Raw genomic sequence first — 3,783 nt, 5'->3', positions numbered from 1 at the left:
GCGGGCGACCACACCCATTCGCTGGACCTCAGCCCGGCCGGCGGCGGCCAGGGCCACTCGAACATCCCGCCCGGCCTGGTCGTGACCTTCGCCATCAAGGTCTGACGCTGCGTTCTCATTCTCACACACGGAGCCTCTTCATGGGCGCTTTCGATTGGTCGCCGATCGCAGAAGAAAATGCGATCGCCGATCCCGCCATTCAGGCCAGAAAGGGCGCGTCCGCACGCTCGTTCCCCGAGTCGCTTCAGGGGTTGATGGCGGGAGTTGCGGCGCTCGCCGCCGATCAGGGCGGAGGGCTCACGTCGACCGGTGAAGCGAACGCCTACGAAGTCGAGACGGCATCCGGTACGCGCAGGCTCAAGGCGGGCCTTTCGCTGCTCATTCGCTTCCATCAGGCCAACACCGGGCTCGCCACGCTCAACGTCGATGGCACCGGCCCCAAGCCGCTTTGCGATATGGACGGCATCCGCCTTCTCGCCGCGCAGGTGAAGGCCGACCGGTTCGCCTGGGTCACTTACGATGCCGTCGGTCGGACCTGGCGAACGGACGCGCTCTCGGGCATCGACAACACGTCCGATGCGCAGAAGGTGGATACCGGCCCGATCGCCGCGGCCCTTGCCGCGCGCGCGTTGAAGCACTCGCCTGAGTTTGAGGGCGCGCCGACGGCCCCCAACCCGGATCCCAGCGACAACACATCCCGTCTGGCGACAATGCTCACCCTCCTCCGACGTGAGCGGTGGCGCGGTCCGACCGCGTTCGACTTCATCCCATCGAGCTATCACGACGCGATCGAGGGCGGCACCAGCACGACCGACGTGACGGAGGGGCTCCGGCGCTTTGCCGCGTCGCTCGGCGAAAAGGGGCATGCCTTCAACGGTGTGGGTTGTGACGCTCGCCTCCCGTCCGGCGTCTACAATATCTCCGACACGATCTCGTTCAATCAGGTCGCGACGCAGCTCCAAAGCAGCGCGATGGGCGCGGCCAACTTCCTGCTCCGACGCAACCTCGGCCAGGGCGTGCCCGCCATCGAGTTTCGGCAAAAGATCGTCGGGTATTCGAACGTCGGCTCCGGGGTGCGGGGTATCCGCCTCGACATGCTCGGCTTCACCGGGGCGGGCATCAAAGCCTGGAAGCCCTACGATTGCTGGACCATCGCGGACACGTTCGTCGAGAACGTTGCCCCCGGAGACCACGCCTACGTGATCGTTCCAGATCCCGTGTTCGGGCCGACGGACATCTACAGCCAGGGCGTGTTCATGCTGAACACCCTGGCCGCGCACTCCGACCCGACCGGCTACGCGTCCCTCTACCACATCGAGTCCCTCAACGAGGGTGCGTTCATCCTAACGAAGGCTTTCGGCTGCTTCCCGGGGAACTTCGGCGGCAACAAGATGGCGCCTTGCAACGGCTTCGAGCTCGTCGACTGCAACGGCCTCGTCTTCACCAATCCGAGCGCGGCGTTCTGCTCGGAGCATGCTTTCCTGGCGCGGTCTACCGGGCGCTCCATCTGCCGTGGCCTCACGATCGATACACCCACGATCGAAGGCGGCCGCGGCGTGATCAAGACGGTTGGCGTCGTCGGGAACGACGATGTGAACCGCGTGCTCGACGTCTCCGTACGCAATCCGCGCCGTGTGTTTCCGAGCGTGGCGCACCCGGACGGTGATTTCGCGCTCTCTCGCACCCGCTATGGGCGTTTCGAGACGAAGGATTACACGGTCCGCTGCAGCGAGACGTATCGCAACCGCATTGAGACGAACGTGGGCGCCTACGCGATCTCCGGCGTCGACAACAGCGACCTGATCTCGTGCCTGCCCGACGTTTTTCCACACACCAAAGTCGAAGTTGGAATGGTCGATGCTCAGGCCATTCCGGCGGGCGCCTTCACCTATGTGAATTACAATCTTGAGCTTACCGATCTAGGCGGCGAATACGATCCCGCTCAGAAATTCTGGCAGGTGTCCCAGTATGGACGCTATCGCATCGACATCGGCCTGCACATCGCCCCGAACGCCGCCACGCCCGGCCAGATCGGGGCCCGCATCGTGCTCAACGGAACTCCATATCGAGACCTCTTCTTGGACTCCGCATCTTCAGTGCTAAGCATCAAACGGACGGCCTCAGCGGAGCTTGATCTGTCGCCCTTCGATCGTATCGAGATCCAGGTCTACGCAGATGTCGGAGCCAGCATTCTGAACGGTCGAACCGCCACGTTCCTCCGCGTCACGCCGCTCAACAACGGTTATAATTTGTAGGCTCCGGTCACGCCTCCGGTCCTGCAACCTTGCCACTTATCCGTCCGCACAACCGCCTCCGGGCGGTTTTTTTCATGCCCGGAGGGGCTCGCGATGATCCCCTCCGACGCCTGGGCGCGAACCGCCCCGCGCGGCTGACATGCCGCCCTTCCTGGCCGCGCTGTGCAGCCTCTACCTCTTGCAGGGATGCCCCGATATGGATCTCTCCCCCATCGGCCGCGAGGCCCTGGAGAAGCGCGAAGGCTGCCGCCTGGAGGCCTACCGAGACAGCGTCGGCGTCTGGACGATCGCGTGCGGCGTCACCACCGCCTCGGGTCTCATCAAGGTCACGCCCGGCCTGCGGATCACGGAGGCGCAAGCCGACGACCTGAACGCTCGCGCCTTCCTGAAATATGCGGGGTACGTGAAGGCCGCGATCGGCGACAAGCCCATCGCGCAGCACCAGTTCGATGCCTTCGTGTCGATCGTCTTCAACATCGGCCCGGGCGCCTTCCAGGGCTCGACCTTCCTGCGCAAGTTCATGGCCGGCGACCCGAAGGGCTGCGCCGACGCTATCCTGCTCTGGAAGAAGCCGGCCGAGATCATCCCGCGCCGGCAGGCCGAGGCCGACCAGTTCCTCACGCCCTACGCCAAGGCCCTGCCGAAGGCGCGGCGCACGGATCGCACCCCGATCGCGGCGCCGGCGGTGGCCAAGCCAGCGGCGACGCCTGCGCCGGATCCGCTCGCTCCGATGACGGGGAAGTTCCTTCCTAGCGCTCCGATCTCCCCTCCTAAGGTCTCCACCCAGCCCGCCCCCACCGGCGGGCTTTCTTCTGCGCCCTCCCCGGCGCCGCTTGGCTTCTGGGCCCGGCTGCACGCCGCCCTCTCGCGAAAGGCAGCCTGACCATGACCGTGCTCGCCCGCCTCAACGCCCGCCTCGTCGGGTTCCGGATGATCCTGCTGGCCGTGCTGTTCGCGGCGCCCGACGTCCTCAACGCGCTGGTCGGCTTCGACTGGGCCAGCGTGCTGCCGGCCGGCTACGAGGGCTACGGCGCGAAGATCGGCGCCGGGCTCGGCCTGCTCCGCCTCGTCTCCATCCCGGTGATGAACAGCGTCCGGGCTGCAGCTCGCGATGGCGCACGCCAGGCGGGCCAGGACGCCGGCCGGGACCAGCGCTGATGTGGGCCTCGCTCATCCTCGGCCTGCCGGGCATCGCCGGTAAGCTGCTCGACTACCTTGGCAAGCGCTCCGACAACACGGTCCTGACCAACAGCCAGAACGTGACGGGTGACACCACCGTCGCCCAGGCGCAGCTCCTGGCCTACGTCGAGGAGCGCAAGGTCATCGCGCAGGAGCGCGCCGAACAGCACCTCTCGCCCTGGACGGCCTGGATGATCCCGACCGCGTTCGGGCTCTGCATGCTCCACTTCGGCGCGATCGTCCTCGACTCGACCTTCCTATTCAACTGGAGGGTCGCGAAGCTGCCCCCGCCCTACGACGAGATGGAGCGGTACATCGTGCTCTCCGTCATCGGCGTGGCCGGGGTCGC

General features: G+C 66.1%; 4 protein-coding genes. All 4 read left to right on the top strand.

Annotation, left to right across the window (positions count from 1 at the left end):
- Positions 1-140: 140 nt before the first annotated feature.
- Entirely contained in the window at positions 141-2,255 is a 2,115-nt protein-coding gene (locus K2X24_RS23805; protein WP_292501783.1) for a hypothetical protein, read from the top strand.
- A 196-nt stretch (positions 2,256-2,451) separates the two neighbouring features.
- Positions 2,452-3,138, top strand: coding sequence for a lysozyme (locus K2X24_RS23800; RefSeq protein WP_292501781.1), 687 nt, complete (start codon positions 2,452-2,454; stop codon positions 3,136-3,138).
- Between the two features lie 2 nt (positions 3,139-3,140).
- Positions 3,141-3,413: a hypothetical protein gene (locus K2X24_RS23795; protein WP_238282303.1), complete on the top strand. Its 273-nt coding sequence runs from the start codon at positions 3,141-3,143 to the stop codon at positions 3,411-3,413.
- The coding region (locus K2X24_RS23790) for a hypothetical protein (RefSeq protein ID WP_292501777.1) at positions 3,413-3,783 on the top strand (371 nt) is incomplete at its 3' end. The genes K2X24_RS23795 and K2X24_RS23790, both read left to right, overlap by 1 nt.

Origin of the sequence: Methylobacterium sp. (assembly GCF_019750675.1) — a bacterium.
Classification (GTDB): domain Bacteria; phylum Pseudomonadota; class Alphaproteobacteria; order Rhizobiales; family Beijerinckiaceae; genus Methylobacterium.
The sequence above is the reverse complement of the archived record's forward strand: the minus strand, read 5'-3'. Positions and strand labels throughout refer to the sequence as shown.